This window comes from Sphingobacterium sp. UME9 (assembly GCF_014170215.1).
Classification (GTDB): domain Bacteria; phylum Bacteroidota; class Bacteroidia; order Sphingobacteriales; family Sphingobacteriaceae; genus Sphingobacterium; species Sphingobacterium paramultivorum.
Window position 1 is genome coordinate 61,190 of the sequence record NZ_LZZP01000012.1, and the last position, 20,887, is coordinate 82,076.

At 39.3% G+C, this 20,887-nt stretch carries 17 protein-coding genes; 15 read left to right on the forward strand and 2 right to left on the reverse strand.

Annotated elements, in window-relative coordinates:
- Position 1: 1 nt before the first annotated feature.
- Positions 2-2,398 (forward strand): ABC transporter permease, encoded by a 2,397-nt coding sequence (locus A9970_RS17725; protein ID WP_182983255.1) that lies wholly within the window; start codon positions 2-4, stop codon positions 2,396-2,398.
- A 148-nt stretch (positions 2,399-2,546) separates the two neighbouring features.
- On the opposite strand, the gene A9970_RS17730 is transcribed toward A9970_RS17725, so the two are convergent.
- Positions 2,547-3,233 (reverse strand): hypothetical protein, encoded by a 687-nt coding sequence (locus tag A9970_RS17730; protein ID WP_182983256.1) that lies wholly within the window; start codon positions 3,231-3,233, stop codon positions 2,547-2,549.
- 133 nt (positions 3,234-3,366) lie between these two features.
- Between A9970_RS17730 and A9970_RS17735 the strand changes: the two genes are divergently transcribed.
- The 6 genes from A9970_RS17735 to A9970_RS17760 all read left to right on the forward strand — a co-directional run bounded on the left by A9970_RS17735 (position 3,367) and on the right by A9970_RS17760 (position 13,072).
- On the forward strand, positions 3,367-3,591 hold the full coding sequence (locus A9970_RS17735; protein ID WP_153847199.1) for a helix-turn-helix domain-containing protein: 225 nt from the start codon (positions 3,367-3,369) through the stop codon (positions 3,589-3,591).
- A 205-nt stretch (positions 3,592-3,796) separates the two neighbouring features.
- On the forward strand, positions 3,797-6,238 hold the full coding sequence (locus A9970_RS17740) for an ABC transporter permease (RefSeq protein ID WP_182983257.1): 2,442 nt from the start codon (positions 3,797-3,799) through the stop codon (positions 6,236-6,238).
- 26 nt (positions 6,239-6,264) lie between these two features.
- A complete protein-coding gene (locus tag A9970_RS17745) occupies positions 6,265-8,712 on the forward strand; it encodes an FtsX-like permease family protein (protein ID WP_182983258.1) in 2,448 nt (815 codons plus the stop codon).
- A gap of 256 nt (positions 8,713-8,968) precedes the next feature.
- On the forward strand, positions 8,969-11,362 hold the full coding sequence (locus A9970_RS17750) for an ABC transporter permease (protein WP_182983259.1): 2,394 nt from the start codon (positions 8,969-8,971) through the stop codon (positions 11,360-11,362).
- 101 nt (positions 11,363-11,463) lie between these two features.
- Positions 11,464-12,123 carry an ABC transporter ATP-binding protein gene (locus A9970_RS17755; protein WP_046672265.1) on the forward strand — a complete coding sequence of 220 codons (660 nt, stop codon included), beginning with the start codon at positions 11,464-11,466 and terminating at the stop codon, positions 12,121-12,123.
- 97 nt (positions 12,124-12,220) lie between these two features.
- Positions 12,221-13,072 carry a transglutaminase-like domain-containing protein gene (locus A9970_RS17760; RefSeq protein ID WP_310889292.1) on the forward strand — a complete coding sequence of 284 codons (852 nt, stop codon included), beginning with the start codon at positions 12,221-12,223 and terminating at the stop codon, positions 13,070-13,072.
- 8 nt (positions 13,073-13,080) lie between these two features.
- Here the strand turns inward: A9970_RS17760 and A9970_RS17765 are convergent, their stop codons facing one another.
- Positions 13,081-14,250 carry a hypothetical protein gene (locus A9970_RS17765; protein ID WP_182983260.1) on the reverse strand — a complete coding sequence of 390 codons (1,170 nt, stop codon included), beginning with the start codon at positions 14,248-14,250 and terminating at the stop codon, positions 13,081-13,083.
- Positions 14,251-14,429: 179 nt separating this feature from the next.
- Here A9970_RS17765 and A9970_RS17770 point away from each other — a divergent pair, with 179 nt between their 5' ends.
- From A9970_RS17770 to tatC, 8 genes are all read left to right on the forward strand, one after another.
- On the forward strand, positions 14,430-15,080 hold the full coding sequence (locus A9970_RS17770; RefSeq protein ID WP_153847204.1) for an epoxyqueuosine reductase QueH: 651 nt from the start codon (positions 14,430-14,432) through the stop codon (positions 15,078-15,080).
- Between the two features lie 102 nt (positions 15,081-15,182).
- Positions 15,183-15,719, forward strand: coding sequence for a DUF177 domain-containing protein (locus A9970_RS17775; RefSeq protein WP_153847205.1), 537 nt, complete (start codon positions 15,183-15,185; stop codon positions 15,717-15,719).
- 14 nt (positions 15,720-15,733) lie between these two features.
- Positions 15,734-15,925: a 50S ribosomal protein L32 gene (rpmF, locus tag A9970_RS17780; RefSeq protein ID WP_046672269.1), complete on the forward strand. Its 192-nt coding sequence runs from the start codon at positions 15,734-15,736 to the stop codon at positions 15,923-15,925.
- A 106-nt stretch (positions 15,926-16,031) separates the two neighbouring features.
- Positions 16,032-16,970: a phosphate acyltransferase PlsX gene (gene plsX, locus A9970_RS17785; RefSeq protein WP_046672270.1), complete on the forward strand. Its 939-nt coding sequence runs from the start codon at positions 16,032-16,034 to the stop codon at positions 16,968-16,970.
- 7 nt (positions 16,971-16,977) lie between these two features.
- Positions 16,978-17,967, forward strand: coding sequence for a beta-ketoacyl-ACP synthase III (locus tag A9970_RS17790; RefSeq protein WP_046672271.1), 990 nt, complete (start codon positions 16,978-16,980; stop codon positions 17,965-17,967).
- Positions 17,968-18,041: 74 nt separating this feature from the next.
- Complete coding sequence (gene accB / locus A9970_RS17795; protein WP_182983261.1) at positions 18,042-18,521, forward strand: acetyl-CoA carboxylase biotin carboxyl carrier protein; 480 nt, start codon at positions 18,042-18,044, stop codon at positions 18,519-18,521.
- Positions 18,522-18,594: 73 nt separating this feature from the next.
- Positions 18,595-19,950, forward strand: coding sequence for an acetyl-CoA carboxylase biotin carboxylase subunit (gene accC / locus A9970_RS17800; protein WP_153847209.1), 1,356 nt, complete (start codon positions 18,595-18,597; stop codon positions 19,948-19,950).
- A 76-nt stretch (positions 19,951-20,026) separates the two neighbouring features.
- Complete coding sequence (tatC, locus tag A9970_RS17805) at positions 20,027-20,887, forward strand: twin-arginine translocase subunit TatC (protein WP_153847210.1); 861 nt, start codon at positions 20,027-20,029, stop codon at positions 20,885-20,887.

Consider the following 20,887-nt stretch of genomic DNA (forward strand, 5'->3'; position numbering starts at 1 on the left):
TATGATAAAGAATCATCTTAAAACCGCTTGGCGAACATTGATGCACAATCGGATCTATTCGCTATCAAATCTCATCGGTTTAACCATCGCGTTACTGGTATTTATGTTAATTAGTTCACTTGTCATTGATGAGCTTTCCTACGACAGACAATGGGGCAACTCCAATGAACTTTACCGAATGAGGGTGGTACCCAAAGAAACACAGGGAGGTGTCAAAACCAATATTTCAGGAGCTCCTGAAGGTCTCTCAAGGGTCATGAAAACTAATTTTCCTGAAATCTTAGGTTATACCACGATCAACAGTAGTTCACGGAAATTAACAATCGACGGGCTGTCAGAACAACTAGCTGAAATCAGCACCTTAGAAATTGACAGCGGTTTTTTCAATCTTTTTGATACAAAAATAATTGCAGGTAATCCAAAACAAGTTATTGCAGGTGCAAAAAACATTACATTGACAGCCTCTGCTGTACAAAAATACTTCAGCGGAAAAGATGTACTTGGCAGCACATTCTACAATAAGCCGCAAGAAGGGGAACCAGAGACTTATTATGTCAATGCTATTATTGAGGATATTTCTCATAATTCGTCCTTTCAGGCAGAAGCTCTCGTACTGATGCCTAAGGTAATTGAATTTAATCCGACAGAGGCTAGCTCATTGCAAACACAAATTCTATTGCTCAAAAGCACAACTGATATTAACCACTTTTCAACCAAAATAAACAAATGGTACAATGGACAAAAACTGAATGACTGGGCGAAAAGTTTTAATCTTTTTATTGAACCTATCAAAGATATACACCTACAAAGTATTACAGGATGGGAGAATCCCATGCAAGATATTTATCTACTGGTGGGAATAGCGACACTTATTCTTATATTGGTCAGTATTAACTACATTAACCTAAGCTTTGCGCATGCCTTAAAACGCACACAACAGATAGGTATCCGTAAAGTATTGGGAGCAAGCCGAAAAAATCTAATCTTACAAATGGGCATAGAGAGTACGATACTCTTCGCCAGCTCTTTTCTGATCGCATTTTTCGGTTATATCCTTGTCAATCCTGCATTTGAAAACTATTTAGAGCATCCCTTGACAATGAGCTACCAGCATTCTTTATTCATGTTTTTTGGACTACTAACCACCTGGATAATTCTGGGCTGGCTGTGCAGTTTACCGACTGCGTTGTCTCTATCGAAAACACAGCCATCGCTTGAACTTCGGAAGCAACTTTCTTTCTTCAGACTTCCCCTAAATATGGCATTTACCAAAATACTGGTTGTCTTCCAATTTGCTATTTCCATCGTCGTAGCGATCTGCATGATGTCAATGCGGGCACAACTGCATTATTTGTATAGCAAAGATCTTGGCTACGAACCTAAAAATCTTTTAGCCATCAACTATACCTCTTGGGAAGGAAAGGATCAGACCTTCAAACAGGAGCTATTAAAAAATTCATACATCGCATCGGTTAGCCTCACAAGCTGGACTCCCTTTAGCGGGAGCGCAGATTTTAAAATAGTAAAAGACCCTCACGATCCGAACAAAGAACTGCCTATTGTATTTGTTTATGCAGATTATGACTACATCAAAACAATGGGTATAAAACTCCTTGACGGACGTCCTTTGAGTGCAGACTATGCACTGGACAGATCATTTACGGATTCGGTACACAATGGGCAACCAGTATTTACAAACATGCTCGTTTCCGAAGGAACAGCCCAACGGCTCCCTTTTAAACTCAATAAAAGTTTAGAGCTCCTAAAAAATACACCAGTGGGTATATTTAAAGAATTTAATGGAGCAAGTTTAAAGTTTCCGATCGGTCCCTTTGCAATTAAGGCAGAAACTGAATGGGAAGGTGGCTGTATGCTCATTCGAGTAGAGGAAGGCAAAAAAAAGGAAGCTTTAGCACTGGTAAACAAGACATGGAACAAATTTTTCCCAAACCGGATAGCGCAGATCAACTGGCAGGAAGATCAAGTACAGAATCAATATAACAAAGAAAAAAAACAATACCAGCAATTAGCACTTTTTACCGGTTCCAGTATGCTGATTGCCATCCTAGGGATCGTAGCTATTGCTATTTATACGCTAGAACGAAGAGTAAAAGAAATTGGTATCCGTAAAGTACTAGGGGCTTCCGTAAATACGATCACATATATGATTTCCAAATCCTTTATCTTACTCCTCCTGATAGCTATTCTAATAGCTTTCCCTATAGCATGGTGGTTTACGCATAAATGGCTAGAAAATTTCTTCTATCATATAGATGTACCGATCGTTCTATTTATTTTCACAGGGTTGTGTATTGGTTTGACAACTTTAGCGATTATCGCCGCCCGCATATTCCAGACAGCCCGTATTAACCCTGTCAATAGTTTAAGAGATGAATAAGAAAAATAAGCCGTAGGTTATCTAAGCTAAAAAGTGTATTAATTATTAACCAAATTTGGGTGTAGATCAGTTTATAATTGGTTTCCCTACGGCTTAGGATCTTTGAAGCAATTTTTAGCTGTCCAACACGCGAACAGCTAAAAATTGCTTATTTCTTTTCAGTCGATTCCGTGGGAGCAGCTAAAATATAACCGAATCCGTATTGAGATGCTTTCCGAATAATTTTGCGTTCATCAGACCGATTAAGGAAATCATCTAGCACCTTAATCAGGTTTTTAGGATGTATATACCTTTCTAGTTTAGCACAGCATAAGTTGTGTATTTCGTCAGGTCTCTTTTCCACATTAAAATATCCGATATCAATATTTTCATCCAAGAGAGTACTTATCTTTTTTACTTCTTCTATTGTCGAAATTTCATACGGGTCGAGATCATGTCGAATATCGATTAACTTAAATTCGATTACTTTTTGATCTTGCTCTACATCAACTTTATACAGTTCATAAATAACGCGGTCACCCAATTTAGTCACATGTAATTCATATGTATACTTCTGTGACGACAAATCAATTCCGTAAGGCATCAATTCATTCATACTCTTTATTTCTAGTACAAGCTGCATGACAACCAAATCATGAACAAAAATTCTTTTCCTTTTGAATGTCTCGACTTTGTTTACAAAATCGAATGACTTTCCTATTAAAAAAGAAACTTCTTCGGGTGACAGGTGCCGCGAAATACGTTGTAGCAGCATACGATAATATATTTGCATGTCTAACTCTTCGCATCTTCTCCTATATACTTTTGTTTTTTCAATTTTCGCTGTTTTCATCATTAACACATTTAAATAATATAGATTTTCAATACAAAAGAATAGAAAATATTCTAAAAATAAAAACATATGTATAAATAAAAATAACATTTTGTATATTTATCTATACAAAACAAGAGCATACTAAATCATAACTATGACAAAACTAGGTGAATTTTTAGAGAAGAAATCCGTTAATAAATCGCGAATTGCACGCAAAACAGGTTTAAGTAAGGCGAGAATCAATGAGTTAACGATGACCGAAACGGCTAAATTGCGTTTGGATGAAATGTACCTGATCGCATTGGCTATTGATACTGATCCAGCTAAAATGATGTTCGAACTATGTGATCATCTCCAGCTGAAAGATATTGAAGATTAAGCAATTCTCTATTTAACGCCAGCGCCTAGAACGTCTGTGCGATACTGAACGCCAAACTGTTCGATATCGTACAGACTGGCGTTTCAAATTTAAACCAACAAACTAGTTATCAACATATTAACAAAATGGCAACGCAATTGATTTCAGCTTAAACGTCTGTTTTGATTATAACTACCAGTCATTCAGGCGCTAAAAAAATTCTGCTATGATAGGAAATAATCTCAAAATAGCTTGGCGGAATATGGCAAAAAACAAGCTATATTCATTCATCAAGATTGGTGGCTTTGCCTTTAGTATTGCGATCTGTATTCTTATTGTTTTATATATAAAACATGAGACGAGCTACAATAAGTTTTATCCGGCTATGGATAGAATTTACCGCTTGGTTGTTCAGTTACCTATTGAGAATAAAACCGAGCGCTGGGTTTCACTTTCTGCACCAGTAGCGCCAACCCTAAAAGCAGAAATACCGTCCATTGAGCAAACGGGGCGCATTCTACCCAATCCGTTATTCGGTGCGGGCAGCAACCAATTGTCATTAAATAACAGCCCTGATAGCCATTACGATGATGGATTTGTCTATGTCGACCAGTCCATTCTCGACATGTTTCCTATGCCAATGGTTTCGGGCCAGCTGTCCCATGCACTCGACAAGCCCAACACATTGGTTATCACCAGAAGCAAAGCCGAAAAATACTTTAAAAATGATCCAATTGGACAAACGATCTATCTCAACAACAATAAATCTAAGGCGTATACCATCACCGGGGTCATTGAAGATATGCCCAACAATTCGACCCTTGCCGGTTATAGTTTTTTTATGTCACTCGCTGGAGAACCTTTTTATCAAGGCGAACAGACTGCTTGGCTCAATAACAATTACACCGTTTATGTCAAATTAAAACCCAACGTAAATGTTGCACTGGCAGAAAAAGAAATTTCAAAGAATTACTTAGAGATACATTATCTCCCTGAATATCTAAAATCAGGACGTAAACTTAATCCGCTTTTCAAGCAGGCAAAAATAACTTTACAGAATGCACTCGACATGCATTTAAAATCTGCGGATATAAGCGACGATAAAGTTAGTACATTGAACAGAGGGGATATTCGCATGGTTTGGACCTTCGCAACAATAGCTTTATTTATTTTGTTCATTGCCTGTATTAACTTCATCAACTTATCGACAGCAAATGCAGCAACGAGAGCAAAAGAAATTGGTATCCGTAAGACTATTGGCTCCTCCAGGAAGCTGCTTGTTGGACAGTTCCTTGTTGAAGCAATTTGTTATAGTGTATTGTCACTGATTATTGGGCTCTTTCTAAGCTGGTTACTACTACCCGTATTCAACCATCTAGCCAACAAATCCTTGACCATTCCTTGGATAGCAGCGTACTTCTTTCCTTCTCTTTTGGTGGCCATATTGGTGATTGGTGGTCTTGCCGGAATCTACCCAGCACTGTACCTATCCAAATTTAAACCAATCACCGCACTGAAAAACAATGTCATTGGCGCTAAATCTTCGCTGTTTAGGAATAGTTTGGTTGTCTTTCAATTCGCAACCTCAATTATCCTTATCGTTGGAGCATTGGTGACCAATAAACAGATAAACTACATATTGGACAAAGATCTGGGATTTGACAAGGAACAAGTCGTTGTGCTTCGCGGCATTGGAACATTATCGAAACAGCTTCCAAGTTTAAAAAATGAACTAAAGAGCCTCCCCAATGTTGCTTCAGTTTCCATGGGTGATTTTCTTCCAGTCCCCATAGATGGTGCCAAACGAAATGGCAATCCGTTCTGGGTCGATGGCAGAAAAGATCTTGATATGGCTACACAGGGCCAATTTTGGGAAATCGATCAGGATTACCTGAGCACATTCGGTCTTCATTTAAATAAAGGACGAAATTTTGATCCTACCAGAGCCACCGATAGCAGTTCGGCTATTATCAATCAAAAATTGGCCGACGAACTTCACTTAAAGAATCCCATTGGAGCAAAAATCACCAATGGCAATACATGGACGGTCATTGGCGTAGTAGATGATTTTATTTTTGAGTCGCTAAAGGATAAGGGGTACGCAGGGCTTTGTATGACATTACAAGGCAATCCTTCCCTTCTCTCTATTAAGGTAAAACCGCAACATCTCAAAGAGACGCTCGCTGATATCACAGGAGTATGGGACAAATTTGCCCCAAATCAACAAATTAACTACAGCTTTTTGGACGAAGGTTTTGAGGCCCTTTATCAAGACGTGGAACGGACCAAGAATATATTCACTTGTTTTGCTCTTGTTGCCATTTTTGTTGCGGCACTCGGGCTTTTCGGTCTCGCAACTTATGTGACACAACAACGGACCAAAGAAATTGGCGTACGTAAGGTACTTGGAGCCAATGCGATTAGATTACTCCGATTATTGTCTGGAGATTTTATAAAACTGGTGTTTGTAGCCTTGGTCATTGCCACACCAGTTGCCTGGTGGGCAATGAACCAATGGCTTACAGATTTTAACTATCGAATCGAAATAAATTGGCTATACTTCATTCTTGCGGGAATGAGTGCCATTTTAATTGCTTTAGGCACAATCAGCTATCAGACATGGAAAGCCATTCGCGCCAATCCTGTGGATAGCCTGCGTGATGAATAAATACAAAACCGTAAAAGACTTTTATTATGATAGGAAATAATTTAAAGATCGCTTGGCGAAATATGGTCAACAATAAGCTTTACTCGATCATCAAGATCGGCGGGTTCGCTTTTAGCATTGCCATTTGCATTCTTATTATGCTGTACATTCGACATGAAACGAGTTATGATAAAATGTATCCCAACATGGACCGTGTTTTCCGTCTTATCGTTTCAGCACCCGATGGAGATAAAGTGAGGCAAACCTTTTCCTTTCCTGCCCCAGCAGCTAAAACCTTGCAAGAGGAAATCCCAAGTGTTGAGTTAGCCGGTCGCATTTTACCCAATACCTTATTTGGTGCCGGAAGCAATTTGTTTACTGTAAATGGCCGTGCGGAGAACTACCTTGATAAAGGTTTTGTTTATATTGATCAGTCCATTTTGGAAATATTTCCGCTTCCGGTCGTACAAGGACAGTTATCACATGCGCTGGACAAACCCAATGCGATAGTCATTACCAAAAGTAGGGCTCAGAAATATTTCAAAGGAAATGCCGTAGGACAAACCATCTATTTGAACAATAATAAAAATGTTTTATACAACATAACGGCTGTGATCGATGATGTTCCAAACAATTCCAGTCTCTATGGTTATGATTATTTTATATCCCTAGCAGGGGAACCATTTTATCCAGGTGAACAAAACAATTGGGGCGCGACAAATTACATTACCTATGTAAAACTGAAGGAGAATACAGATATTGCCAACGCACAGCGTAGCATTTCAAAAAACTATATTCAGGACCATTATATTTTGCTCAACAAAAAAAATGGAATGAAAATATCACCCGAAATGATGCAATCAACCGTATTGATTCAAAACGCGCTTGATATGCACCTGCACTCGAAGAATATTTCGGAATATGGAATGGCGACACAATATCAAGGCGACATTAAGATGGTCTGGATATTTGCGGGCATTGCATTTTTTATATTATTGATTGCCTGTATAAACTTCATCAACCTATCAACGGCGAATGCAGCAACGCGAGCCAAAGAAATCGGGATTCGAAAAACCATTGGATCAAATCGACGGACACTGATTATCCAATTTATGACCGAAGCGATATGTTACAGTCTTATTTCACTCCTTATAGGGTTATTATTAGCCTTCCTGTTATTACCGCTATTTAACAATCTAGCCAACAAAGCGCTGTTTATACCGTGGACAGTGTGGTACTTTGTTCCTTCGCTGATTTTGAGCATGTTGTTCATCGGTATCCTTGCTGGCTTATACCCAGCGTTCTATTTATCAGGATTTCAACCTATCAACGCATTAAAAAGTAAATCGGTTGCTAATCCTAAATCTTCGTTGCTACGTAATGGACTGGTTATTTTCCAGTTTGCAACATCTATTATACTGATCATCAGTGCACTCATTGCAAATCAGCAAATCAGTTTTATGCTTAATAAAGACATTGGCTTTGATAAAGATCAGGTCATTGTACTTCGTGGTGTAACGGGTATTGCCTCTCAGGCAAAAGAATTAAAAAATGAATTGAAAGCCATTCCAACAGTTCGTGATGTCTCCATCGGCGACTACTTACCGGTTCAATTGGATGGTGCAAAAAGAAATGGGAATCTTTTTTGGGCCAAAGGAAAAGAAGATCTTGAATTGGGAGAAGGCGGGCAATTCTGGAATATCGACGAAAGCTACCTCACTACATTTGGACTAAAACTTATAGCAGGCCGAAACTTTGATCCACATATCGCTTCGGATAGTACTGGTGCTATTGTTAACAAAAGAATGCTTGCTGATCTAGCCATCAAGGGAAATCCGATTGGGGCACAAATTACTAATGGCATGACGTGGACCATTATCGGCGTCGTCGACGATTTTATCTTTGAATCGATGAAAGATGAGGGCTACTATCCCGTTTGTATGACCTTAGCCAATAGTCCTTCCATACTTTCGATCAAGACCAAGTCAACCGATATGGCTAAAACTTTGGATGACATAAATATGGTATGGAATAAATTTGCGCCTGATCAAAAAATCAATTACAGCTTTTTGGATGAGGGCTTTGCTTCCCTTTATCAAGATGTCCAACGGACGAAAAATATCTTCAGCTGCTTCGCTTTTGTAGCCATCTTTGTTGCAGCTCTGGGACTTTTCGGACTGGCAACCTATGTGACCCAGCAACGAACCAAGGAAATCGGTGTCCGCAAGGTTCTCGGCGCGAGTTCCATCCGATTACTCCGACTACTTTCGGGAGACTTTATAAAATTGGTGTTTGTAGCCTTGGTCATTGCCACACCTGTTGCGTGGTGGGCAATGAATCAATGGTTGAGAGATTTCAACTATCGAATAGAAATCAATTGGTTCTACTTTATTCTAGCGGGTCTCAGTGCAATCCTGGTTGCATTTGGAACCATTAGTTATCAAACCTGGAAAGTCGTCCGTGCCAATCCAGTCGATAGTTTAAGGGATGAATAAAGTCAGGAGATCTTAAAAATTGGTGTTTGTTGCCTTGGTAATTGCCTTGCCTGTTGCGTGGTGGGCAATGAACCAATGGCTCAAGGGGCATGGATGTTCGATTCTGGACGTAAACTGTTCGAAATCGAACATCCAAAAACAAAACAAAAACACGATAAGTGATTTATAATAAAACTATTACGACACTGGCAAGGGGATTGTAATTTTAATTGAGTGAATTGGTTCGCATTAGTTTAAACATAATATCCTCCAAAAAATGGCAAAAAATGATTTCAAACTAGCTTGGCGTAAACTCCTAAAAAATAAAGGTTTTACTTTCTTAAATATTGTTGGTCTGACCTTGGGTTTTACGGGTTTTATCCTTTCCTATCAATACATCAATCGGGAAACGAGTTACGATAAATGGAATCCACATTTTAAGGATATCTACCAAATTGGCCTTGAAGCAGAAGGTGCATTTACGGACGAAACTTCACCTTCTCTGGCTCCATTGCTAAAACAGAATTTACCTGATATTGTATATGCAGGTAGAAAAATAGTTTACAATTATGGAAGTTATCCGCTTTTCGGAGAGAAGACGGTACTTATTAAAAATGCTGCACTGATTGACTCCTCAGCCGCACGAATCTTTCAAATCGAAAATGCGACCGGACCGCTCTACAAAAACAAGGACCAAAAGGATGCGACCATGGTCAAAAGCCATATTGCCGAACAACTATTCAAAAAAGAAGACTTAAATTTTGACAGTCCCCAGTCGATTCCAGCTCTAAGTCTACAAATTGGAATGAAGGAAACAATCTACGGCACCATCAAAAAGCAAGGTCTGTCCATGATTGATTACGATCTCCTTTTTATCCGTGAACCGCAGGATCTCTTTGCCGATAATAATCCCTTTTTGTATCAAACTTATATTCAGGTCCGGCCCGGTACGGATATCACAAAGTTGACCAATCGCATCAATGCGCTTTACCAGAAAGAAATTGCACCAAAAGATAAAATACGCTCATCCAGTTATGCCAAGGGAAAAATCTATCTAGATCCACTTGCCAACCTTCACCTTCGGCCAAAAACGGGAAATAACACGGCTTATATCATTACGTGGATTATTGGTATTCTTTCGGTCTTGATTCTTTTACTTGCTTCGGCCAATTTTGCCAACATGATTATGGCACAGGCGGATCAACGACTTAAAGAGCTTGCCCTAAAAAAAATATTGGGAAGCTCACGTTGGGCTATCGTCAGGCAATTGGTACTGGAAGTATTTATTCTGACTTTCAGTGCTGCAATCCTAAGTTTCGTTACTTTGGCCCTCACAGGAAATATCCTCCAAAAATGGTTCAATGATGATCTTAAGGGGTATATTTTGAGTTCGGAGACAATCGCCCAACTTGCTATTGCCGTACTATTGACAACAATTCTATCGGCAATATACCCAGCGATCGTACTCTCTGGCTTCAAATCCGTCAATCTGCTCAAAGGCGGATTATCCTCAATACTAAAGAAAGGAACATTCCGAAATGCCTTGCTAACTTTCCAGATCAGTATGGCTATCCTCTTTATCTCGGGCATGTTGGTCATTAGAGCACAGCTAAATTATATGCAGCAGGCGGATAAAGGGTTTGAGCCTGCACAAGTTGTCAATTTCAAAGGTGTAGGTATGTATTACAATAAAGACACCTACAATCAATTAAAACGTCGATTAGAAAATGACCCGAGTATTGCAGCTACCGCATCGGCAACAAATATCCCAGGAGAGGGCGAACAGCCTCCTAAAATGGATTTTTCTTATGCACAAAAAACTGTTTCATTCGCACATGTCGGCATTGATCCTAAATACTTCAAGACGTTAAATATCCTCAGCATACAGGGGAACACCCATATTTCAATAGATCAACTGCTTCGCGATTCCTTGGCCAACTATGCTATTATCAACGAATCTGCAGCCAAAAATTTAGGACTTGAAAACCCTATGGGGGCTAAAATTAAAGGCTGTGATGTCAACTTCGAAATTGTCGGTCTGATCAAAGACAGTAAAGCTTATGGCTTTGAAAATGTAGTTCAACCGACCATCTATTCATTTAAAAGTGAGTGCGGAAGCATGCGCTTGCAAACAACCCTCATGGTCAAAACAAAACCAGGAATGGTCGATCGGGCAATTCAAACAGTCAAAGCAGAGTGGGAGAAAAATCCATCCACAAAAGATCTGCCCCTTGATTATTCCTTTATGGATGAGCAATATGCTTTACAGCACAAAAAACAGCAAGAATTGCAGACTGCTTTTAATAGTTTCACCAGCCTTTCTGTTATCATCGCGGCCTTAGGGCTGTTCAGTATGGCAGCATATCAGGCGGCATTACGAAAAAAGGAAATGAGCATCCGTAAAGTACTAGGAGCGTCGGTACAATTGCTCTTTATTCAATTGAACAAACCATTTTTCAAGCTCTTTCTGATCGGGATCGGCATAGCCCTTCCAATAGCATATCTGCTCATGAATAGGTGGCTTTCCAATTTCGCCTATCACATTCAGCTGTCCTGGTGGTCGTTTTTGATCCCAATATTTTGCATATTTATACTCATATTGGTTTCCATCAGTTCCCTATCTATCAAAGTCGCAAAAACAAATCCAATAGATAGCCTGCGCGATGAATAAAAGATAATATGAGCAGAGAGGGCCTTACCCCACAATCGAACAATAAATATGGTTACTAGTAAAAATATAAATACGAATATCTAAGATCTCAATACTAAAAAATGATACAATTAAAAAATTTATTCAAGTGGTATAACGTAGGTGGTACACGCTCATTCGTCCTTAAAGATGTAAGTCTCGATATCGCTGAAGGTGATTTTATCTCCATCATGGGACCTTCAGGGTCTGGAAAATCGACTTTATTAAATATTATCGGTATGCTCGATGAACCTGATGAAGGTGAATATATCTTTATGGGCGAGAATGTATTGGAAATGAAAGCGAAAAAAAGAACGCAACTATACCAATCCCACATCGGCTATGTATTTCAAGCTTACCATCTCCTGGATGAATTGACCGTATATGAGAATATTGAAACACCCTTGATCTATAAGGACATTTCGAGCAAAGAAAGAAAAGCTATTGTTGCCGATATGCTCGATCGCTTTGGTATTGTTGGTAAGAAGGATCTCTTCCCAGCCCAGCTATCCGGTGGCCAACAACAGATTGTAGGTATAGCGCGTGCATTAGCGGGATCACCCAAGTTATTGCTGGCCGATGAGCCTACGGGTAACTTAAATTCCAAACAAGGTGAAGAAATCATGGATCTATTCAAACAGCTCAACGATGATGGTGTTACAATTATACAAGTAACCCACTCTGAAAAGAATGCCGAATACGGTAAAAGAGTTGTCAATATGCTGGATGGTCAGCTCAAATAATTGTATGCCAATTTAACCTGGATAATCCCTACGCAGTACATCAATTACGGTAGGGATTTTTTTAGCTCATATTTCGAATCAATTCTTTAACTTCGTTATGATGAATGAGAGAGAGTTGAAATCGCTTATATCCCTGTTGGACGACACCGACCAACAGATTATTCAGGAAGTGGAACACCAGTTAAAAAGCCAAGGTCCTGAGGTTGTACCCTATTTGGAAAAATTTTGGGAATCAAGCTTCGATCCCAGAATACAGGGGCGGTTAGAGAATATCATTCATGAAATTCAATTTGATCAGACCAAAAACGAGTTACAGATCTGGAACCTGAGTAACTCATTCAATCTACTGGAAGGATTAATTATCCTCAATAATTATCAATATCCTTCTTATCAAGACCACAAGATTGTTTTGGCGATAGAGGATCTCAAAACTGAGGTATGGCGCGGTTTGCATTACGACATGAGCCCACTGGAAAAAGTGAACCTGATGAATCATGTTCTTTTTGGCTCCTTCGGCTTAGCAGGAAATACAAAGGATTATCATCACCCACAGAATTCCTATATTGGTCAAGTGCTCGATACCAAACAGGGAAATCCCTTAACCCTATCCTGCATTTATAGTATCATTGCGCAAAAATTGGACATTCCAATCTACGGTATTAATTTACCAAAGCATTTTGTTTTGGCGTATATGGATTCGGATGAAGAAGGGAATGAAAATGTGCTGTTTTACATCAATGCCTTTAATCGTGGGCAGGTTATGCAGAAAAGCGATGTAAATTCATTTTTGAAGCAACTGAACCTCAATCCGGATAGAGAATTTACCTATCCCTGCGACAATGTGACAATCATTAAACGAGCTTTACGAAACCTGATGTCTGCCTACGAGGAACATGAAAGTTCAAACAAGCAACAAGAAATCAAAGAGCTTTTCCAGTTGCTTGCTTAAACTGCATGTTAGAAAACATTAGCTTCACGAGCATCTAAAAAGATATAATTAGGTGTCATGGAGCCATAGGTTTTCGCCGCAATATCGGGTTTTACATTGCCTTCGCCTAAGCTAACTAATGGAAAACGCGAAATTGTACGATTCGTTAGATCAGAAACATAAAAGAATTTCCCTTGTTCTGTACGGTCATCAATGGCCACACCCCAAGGTTTTACTAAGCCTGTATTAGCCCCACCGACAACATAGTCCGGCTCCACGTTCGTTTTATCCGTGGCGCCGCTAAATAAGGTTTTTGGATCTTTAAAAAATAGTACTTCACTACCAGAAGTTACCGCCAACAAGTTCTTTTTGGGAGCATATGACACCGAGCCTAATCCCGTTTTACCATTGATATATACTTTCATCATTGGCGTAAATCTAGTGGAAGCTACAATGGTATCGCGAGCACGGTCGATGAGTTCTTGTTTGAGTTGTGAATATACCGCAAAACCACTTTTATTTTCTGTTCCTTCATTATTAAAACCAATCAGCACCAATTTCTCATTACTATCACTCGTTATGCTGTTCAATAAGGTCAGTGAACTCGGAACAATGGTCCCAAGGTTAATCTGTTTGTCAATGATCGGTGCTCCACCTTTTGAACCTACTTTTCCACTTGGTGTACTTATAGCATATAACATGGAGTTACCTGCTCCACGATTTGTAACAGCCAAAAGAAATGGTGTTGTAACAGATCCAGAAGCACCATTTTGTTGGGCATAAGTATAATAGCCCAACCCCCTTACATTGGTAAAACCGGTGTATCCAATAGCACCTGCATTACCAGGAATTCCATAGATCTCATTGGCAAATGGAATCACTTGAAGAAAGGTATCCTGTGCCGTAACACTCGCCTGAAAGATAGCCCGGGCAGCAGCATCAAAAAGAATTGGACCACCACCCTTTGCCGGAGAAAGATATTGATAGATATTATCCAAGTTGGTCGTATCAGCCGGATCGATAATCATCATGTTTTTAAGCGCAGAATTGTTCTGGTCGTAATCCAAGAAAGAAACATACAATCTGGAGATCAAAGTAGCCTCTGTTCGCTGAGGTTCATCGTCCAGTTTCTTGCATGATGTAAAACCTAGTGTACTGGCAAAGAATAGAATAACAAAGGATTGAAACGAAAATTTCATATATTTTTTATTAAAAATAGCGTATTGCGTTAAACATACAAATCTACTAATATATGCAGCATATAAACGAATTTATATAATTCTTTTAAGGACAAACTCGCATAAGTAAAACGGAAATATTTGTCAATTCGCTACTTTTTGATTAAAATTGTCCTTGTTTTTTGTTAGCACATAAGATTATGGAAAATAAGGAATTTGTAAGGGAGACGTTGGCATTACCGGGAGAGGGCAAAAAATTACTTTTACACTCCTGCTGTGCTCCTTGTTCAGGAGAAGTGATGGAAGCGCTCATTGCTTCGGATATCGATTTTACAATCTATTTTTACAATCCCAATATTCATCCCCGCAAAGAATATGATTTACGCAAAGACGAGAACATCCGATTTGCGGAAAAACATAATATCCCTTTTATTGATGCGGACTACGATGTTGATCATTGGTTTGATTTGGCCAAAGGGATGGAGCAAGAGCCTGAAAGAGGCATTCGCTGCACCATGTGTTTTGATATGCGTTTTGAAAAAACGGCTGAGTATGCAGCTGCGAATGGCTTTGATGTGATTTCAAGTTCGCTGGGTATCTCCCGTTGGAAAAACATGGAGCAGATCAATGACTGTGGTTTACGTGCTGCCTCCCGCCATGAAGGGATGGAGTATTGGACATTCAACTGGCGCAAGAAAGGTGGTTCTGCCCGTATGCTTGAAGTCTCCAAAAAGGAGAAGTTCTATATGCAGGAATATTGCGGCTGTGCTTATTCGCTACGTGACACCAACAAATGGCGTATGGCACATGGGCGCGAAAAGATAGAGTTAGGCAAAAATTATTATGAATAAGCCCTGTTACTGGTGTATATAAAGCTTTGCTTCGGAATATTTAAAAAAATATTTCTATCCTAATGATTTTATACATACCTTTGCAGGCTCAAATGCAAGATTGTGAAACATCTAAAACAATACAGAATTCCCTTTTCGGGGCTCAACGCTGGAAAGCACAATTTTGAGTTTGACATTAATAAAAAGTTCTTTGACTGCTACGAACATTCGATTGTAAAAGATGGCAACCTGAAAGCAGAAGTTGAATTGCAAAAACAAGAAAATCTATTGATTTTGCATTTTGATATCCAAGGCGAAATTCAATTGACTTGTGATACCTGCTTAAAAGAGTTTATGTCACCGATTTCAATTCAAGAACGAATATTAGTCAAATTCACGGATGAAGATTGGACAGATAATACCGAAGAGGTGTTGATCTTATCCAAAAGCGACCATGAGTTGGATATAGCTGAGTTATTATACGAATACATTAATTTAGCTGTTCCCTATTTCGTTAAATGTGAAGAGCAGGGACAAGGCATACAATGTGATCCTGAGATGCTCGCGTTATTTACAAGCGAGCCTGATTCAGAAGAACAAAAAGAAGAAGAAATTATCGACCCACGTTGGGAAGCATTGAGAAATATTAAAAATAACTAAAACAAAAATACGAGATGGCACATCCAAAACGTAAAACTTCTAAATCAAGAAGAGACAAAAGAAGAACACATTATAAAGCTGAAGCTCCAAGCTTGACAGTATGTAAAGAAACTGGCGCAGTTCATTTACCTCACCGTGCGTATACTGTAGACGGAAACTTGTACTACAACGGTAAATTGATCATTGAAAATACAGCTGTTGTCTAAGGTAAACCTTTCATAACACCAAAACATCCCAGACAAGCACTATTTTAGAAATTTGCTTTACTTTGGGATGTTTTTTGCGTATTATTGATTTACTAAATAATAACGGATGAAGATTGGTTTAGATATTTTAGGAGGAGATTATGCTCCTAAAGCAACGATAACAGGTGCTATCGAAGCACAAAAGCAGCTTACTGGAGACCAAAAAATAGTCCTTTTTGGTAAAACTGAAGAGACTAAACAATTAATCAATCAAGCCGGAGGAAATTCATCTGACTTTGAATATGTAGAGGCTCCAGAAGTCATTGCAATGGGTGAACATCCAACCAAAGCAATAACTCAAAAACCCAACTCAAGTATTGCGAAGGGATTTGAATATTTAAAAAACAAAGAAATTGACTCATTCGCTTCTGCTGGTAATACTGGCGCCATGCTTGTGGGCTCAATGTTCAGCGTTAAAGCTATCCCAGGCGTATTACGTCCTGCAATAGCATCCATTGTTCCCAAATTAAAATCAGGCTTCGGAATCTTATTGGACGTCGGCGCTAATGCGGACTGTAAACCAGAGATGTTGAACCAATTTGCAATCTTGGGAAGTGTCTTTGCCGAACATGTGTTTAATGTATCCAACCCTAAAGTGGGATTATTGAATATCGGAGAAGAAGAAGAAAAAGGAAACATCCTAACAACCTCTACCTACCCCCTACTTAAAGCCAACGACAAGATTAACTTTATCGGAAATGCAGAAGGCCGTGACCTGTTCAGTGACCATGCCGACGTTTACGTCTGTGATGGATTTACAGGCAACGTCGTCTTGAAACTCGCAGAATCATTTTATGTAGTGACGTTGAAAAAAGGTTTTAAAGATGATTTCTTCGACCGATTCAACTACGAGCAGTACGGCGGAAGCCCCATCTTGGGAGTTAATGCTCCTGTCATTATTGGCCATGGTATTTCGACACCTGAGGCCATTAAAAATATGGTTTTATTTTCAAGAGATATGATCGAGTCTAAGTTCATTGACAGCATCAGATCTATTTTCAATTAGAATATTTATGTCAAAGATTCACGCCGCAATCACGGCTGTAAATGGTTACGTTCCGGATTATATCCTTACTAACAAAGAATTGGAAACAATGGTCGACACCAACGACGAATGGATTGTTTCCAGAACGGGAATCAAAGAGCGTCGCATCTTAAAAGGTGAAGGGCTTGCTACTTCAGATCTTGCTGTACCTGCGGTTCAAGGTTTATTGAAAAAAAGAGGTATAGCTGCTACAGATATTGACCTTATTATCTTTTGTACAAGCACACCAGATATGCTGTTCCCTGCGACTGCAAATATTCTGGCCGATAAAATCGGAGCTACAAATGCATGGGGATTTGATCTTCAGGCTGCTTGTTCAGGTTTCTTGTTCGGTCTGAATACAGGAACACAATTTATCACTGCTGGTACACATAAAAAAGTCCTTGTTATCGGTGCAGATAAAATGTCTTCGGTAATCAATTATCAGGACCGTAATACCTGTATCCTATTTGGTGATGGTTGTGGTTGTGTATTGTTGGAGCCAAATGAAGAAGGAATGGGTATACAAGATGCTATTTTAAAAACCGATGGTTCCGGAGGACAGTTTTTGAATATCAAAGGTGGGGGTTCACTAAATCCGGCGTCGCATGCAACTGTAGATGCAGGATTACATTATGCTTACCAAGAAGGTCGTACGGTGTTTAAATTTGCAGTAACCAATATGGCTGATGTAGCTCATGAAGTTATGGTCAAAAACAACTTAAAGTCAGAAGATATTGCTTGGTTGGTACCTCATCAGGCCAACAAACGTATTATTGATGCAACTGCAGAACGTGTGGGTCTTCCAGAAGAAAAAGTGATGGTGAACATTCAAAAATATGGAAATACCACCAGTGGTACTATTCCTTTATGCCTATGGGAATGGGAATCTCAATTGAAAAAAGGAGATAATCTTATCCTTGCAGCTTTTGGCGGTGGTTTCACTTGGGGATCCATCTATTTAAAATGGGCGTATTAATTGTCCATTTTATGGTATAATTTATTACTTTTGACAGTTAGAATTTTTTAGAAACAAACAAAACCTAGAATACTATGGGTATGGATATCAAACAAATTCAGGACTTGATTAAATTCGTTTCAAAATCAGGTGTGAATGAAGTCTCAATTGAAGAGCAAGATTTTAAAATTACAATAAAGACAAATCAAGAGCCTACGTACGTAACAGCTACTGTTCCTGCTGTTGCTCCAATTGCTGCTCCTCAAGTTGCACAAGCAGCGGCGCCAGCTCCGGTAGCTAGCCCTGCAGCACCTGCTGCAAGTGCTGAAGCAAACTTGATTACAGTCAAATCACCTATGATCGGTACATTTTACCGTTCGGCTGGACCTGGTAAACCATCTTTCGCTAATATTGGTGATGATATCAATACCGGTTCTGTATTATGCATCATTGAAGCAATGAAATTATTCAACGAAATTGAATCTGAAGTTTCAGGTAAAATCGTTAAGATTTTGGTAGAAGACGCTCAACCTGTTGAGTTCGACCAACCATTATTCTTAGTTGAGCCTAAGTAATTTACAATTACGTAAATGAATACATGTAGCCTCCAAAGGGCTACATTTTTTGCAAACTTCATAATTCAAGACAATGTTCAAAAAAATATTAATTGCAAATAGAGGCGAGATTGCCCTGCGCATTATCCGTACCTGTCGTGAAATGGGTATTAAAAGTGTTGCAGTATATTCGACTGCTGATAGAGACAGCTTACACGTAAGATTTGCGGATGAAGCAGTTTGTATTGGTCCTCCACCGAGTAGAGACTCTTACTTAAACATTCCAAATATTATTTCTGCAGCTGAATTGACAAATGCAGATGCGATTCATCCAGGATACGGCTTCTTATCGGAAAACGCACGCTTTTCAGCAATCTGTGCAGAATATGGTATCAAATTTATTGGTGCTACTGCAGAACAGATCGAAAAAATGGGTGATAAATCCCGTGCTAAGGATACCATGAAAAAAGCTGGAGTTCCTACAGTTCCGGGATCTGAAGGTTTGATTTCAGGTGTAAAAGAAGGTATTACATTAGCGAATGAAATTGGCTACCCAGTCATCATCAAAGCAACTGCTGGAGGTGGTGGTCGTGGTATGCGAATCATTTGGAAAGACGAAGAGTTCGAACCAGCTTGGGATTCTGCGCGTGTTGAATCTGCTGCTGCTTTCGGTAACGATGGCATCTACCTTGAAAAATATGTAGAAGAACCGCGTCACATCGAATTCCAAATTGTGGGCGATCAGTTCGGTACAGTATGTCACCTATCTGAACGTGACTGCTCGATACAACGTCGTCACCAAAAATTGATCGAAGAATCTCCATCACCTTTTATGACTCCTGAGTTGAGAGCTGAGATGGGTGAAGCTGCAGTCAAAGGTGCTAAAGCTGTAAACTATGAAGGTGCTGGTACAATCGAATTCTTGGTTGACAAACACCGTAATTTCTATTTCATGGAAATGAATACCCGTATCCAGGTCGAACACCCTGTAACGGAAGAAGTAATCAACTTTGATTTGATCAAAGAGCAGATAAAAGTGGCCGCAGGAATTCCGATCTCTGGTAAAAACTATGAACCAGGAATGCATGCGATTGAATGTCGTATCAATGCGGAGGACCCTTTCAACAATTTCCGTCCTTCACCAGGTAAAATCACCAACTTCCACTCACCAGGTGGACATGGTGTACGTGTAGATACACATGTTTACTCTGGTTATTCAATTCCGCCGAACTATGACTCAATGATCGCTAAATTGATCACTGTGGCACAAACTCGTGAAGAGGCCATCTGTACTATGGAGCGTGCATTGAGCGAATTCGTCATTGAAGGGATCAAAACAACCATTCCTTTGCATTTGAGATTGATGCGTGACCCTAACTTTAGAGCCGGCAATTTCACAACAAAGTTTATGGAAACTTTCGACCTAACGGAATATCCAGCAGAAGATTAAATAAAATTATCTTTACATACATAAAAAATACCATTCTTTACAATAAGAATGGTATTTTTGTTTCCAAACAATTTTTATGAGTACACCTAATTCGAAAGATCTAATACAAGCTATTAAAGATAAAGGGAAGAATATAGAAGCAGAAATGTCTTTTTTTGACCACCTTGAGGTTTTGAGATGGCATTTGGTCCGTTCAGCAATTGCGATCTGTATCTTTGCAGGTATTGCCTTTACATTCTACGATTTCGTATTCAACGATATCATCATGGGGCCAAAGAATCTAAATTTTTGGACCTATCGCATGATGTGTAAAGCCGCAGATGCTTTCAATTTAGCGGACTTCTGTGTCAAGAAAATTCCTTTTAATATCATCAATACCGAACTAGCAGGTCAATTTATGCTTCAGATAAACTCCTGTTTATTGATGGCTTTGATGATGGGCTTCCCTTACCTTCTTTTTGAAATCTGGTTATTTGTAAAACCAGCATTGACCGATGTAGAAAGACGGTCTGCACGTGGTTTTGTCTTTTACGCTTCTTTATTGTTTATCTTAGGTGCACTCTTCGGATACTACATCGTTGTACCCTTATCCATCAACTTTTTAGCAAATGTATCCCTAAGTGATGAAATCGTCAACCAGATTACTATTGATAACTACCTTTCTACGATATCAACGTTAACATTGGGCTGTGGGATTGTTTTCCTACTTCCAATACTGGTATTTATCCTCTCGAAAATAGGCATTATGACCCCTGAATTTATGCGGGCCAGCCGTCGTTATGCAACTGTAATTATTTTAGTGATAGCCGCTATCATTACACCTTCTGCAGATGTGATCACCATGTTGACCGTTGCAGCACCAATGTTCTTATTATATGAGATCAGTATCATGGTTTCTGCGGATGTCAAAAGAAAAAAAATAGCACAAGAAAAATAA